The sequence below is a fragment of the Aquiflexum sp. genome, assembly GCF_041751335.1.
In the GTDB taxonomy this organism is placed as follows: Bacteria; Bacteroidota; Bacteroidia; order Cytophagales; family Cyclobacteriaceae; genus Aquiflexum.
Genome location: NZ_JBGSXS010000141.1, coordinates 1 through 2,046, shown reverse-complemented (window position 1 = coordinate 2,046; position 2,046 = coordinate 1). Strand labels below are relative to the sequence as shown.

Below are 2,046 nucleotides of genomic sequence, written 5' to 3'. Positions count from 1 at the left end.
AGTTTTGAAACTTGACCATAAAGACGGGCTGATTAAATCAGTTCCCGGTGTTCCTTACTCTCAAATATTCAGGATGGCAAAAGATGGGAAGGATTTATTGATAGCCTCCGAAGGTCTTGTAGCCATCAGGGATGAAAAGGTTATTACCATAAAAGAATCAATTGGTGGGAATTTTCAGTTATTGGACATTTTGGTTTCCAAATATTATCCTGATTTAATGTTTTGTAGTGGTTCCTTCGGTATTTCGATTTTAAAAAGAACAATTGGTTCAGGAGAGGAAGAAGGTTGGGAATATATGGGAGATATAGCGGGTATTTCAAAGGACATTTACAGTCTGGTGGAAGATGAGGATGGGGTGATTTGGGGGGGGACCCAGGCAGAAGCGGTTTATAAAATCAAATTAGGAATAACAGCTTCCAAGGAATATAACCTGAAAAGTACTAAGGTGGAACTGATAGGTCCCGAACAGGGATTAAAGAACGCACCGGGTTCTGTATCAAAAATCAGGGATAAAGTTTATTTTCCTACGACAGAAGGCTTTTTTACGATAAACAAAACTACAAATCAATTTGAAAGAGATTCGGTTTTTAGTTTTTCGGATGAAAAGGTCGAATTATCAGTTGAAAATTCTCTTTTGATTGAGGATAATTTAGGCCGAGTGCTGGTCATGTTTGGGAATGAAAAAAAACTTGCTGTTCCTCAGAAAGATGGAAGTTATATCCTTGAAGATTATCCAATAAATTTATTTACAGGTGAAATAATCACAGCGTTTTTTTCCGAATCTGATAGTACAATTTGGCTTGGCTCTGACGAGGGGTTGATTAGAATAGACGGAGAAAAAAAGTCTCAGGAAAATAAAAACTTCTCCATTTACATTAAAGAGGTTTTAGCCGGGAAGGATACACTCAGCAGGAGGCCACAATTGGATAAAAACAGCACCCCAGAAAGGGATTTCAAAAATAATTCAATACGATTTGGTTTTGCCTCCCCGTTTTTTGAGCAAGAACAAAGGACTGTTTATCAGACATTTTTGGAAGGGTTTGAGGAAGATTGGTCTTTGTGGGGAAAAAATACATTTAAAGAATATACTAATCTATCTCCAGGGAATTACACATTTCATGTTCGTTCCAAAAATATTTACAATACAGTAAGTGGGGAAGTCACATACAAGTTTATCATTTTAAGTCCCTGGTATGCCACTTGGTGGGCGTATTTGATTTATGTCTTACTTTTAATCTTGATTATCATCGCGATTGTCAAATGGCGCTCCAGCAAGCTGAAAGCAGAAAATCGAATATTGGAAGAAAGGGTACAGGAAAGAACCAGTCAGCTAGAAAAATCACTGATAGAACTCAAATCCACCCAATCCCAACTCATTCAATCCGAGAAAATGGCCTCACTCGGAGAGCTCACCGCAGGCATAGCGCACGAAATTCAGAATCCACTGAATTTTGTGAATAATTTCAGTGAGGTAAGTGCCGAGTTGGTTGATGAGATTCAAGAAGAAAGAGCCAAGAACCAAGAAGCGAGAGACGAGACTTTAGTCAGTGAAATACTTGGGGATATCAAACAGAATTTAGAAAAAATCAACCACCATGGCAAACGTGCGGATGCAATCGTGAAGGGGATGTTGGAACATAGCAAAACCGGATCGGGTGAAAAAGAACTTACCAATTTAAATACACTGGCAGCAGAATACCTGAATCTTTCTTTCCAAAGCTTTAAAAACAAAAACAAGGATTTTAAAGGATTTATCCAAACCGATTTTGACTCCGCTTTACCTAAAATCGAGATTGTAAGACAGGATATTGGCAGGGTACTGCTCAACCTGATCAACAATGCGCTGTATGCTTGCAGCAAATTCTCCAAGGGTTCAGAACCCTTGGAGAATTTCATACCTCTAGTTACCGTCTCCACCAAAAACCTTGGTGACAAAATCCAGATCTCCGTCCAAGACAACGGCCCCGGCATCCCAACCGAAATCAAAGACAAAATCTTCCAACCTTTCTTTACCACCAAACCTACGGGCCAGGGAACAGGATTGGG

General features: G+C 39.3%; 1 protein-coding gene. It reads left to right on the top strand.

The annotated features are described in order from the left end of the window. The coding region (locus ACEW8U_RS07840) for an ATP-binding protein (protein WP_373521484.1) at positions 1–2,046 on the top strand (2,046 nt) is incomplete at both ends.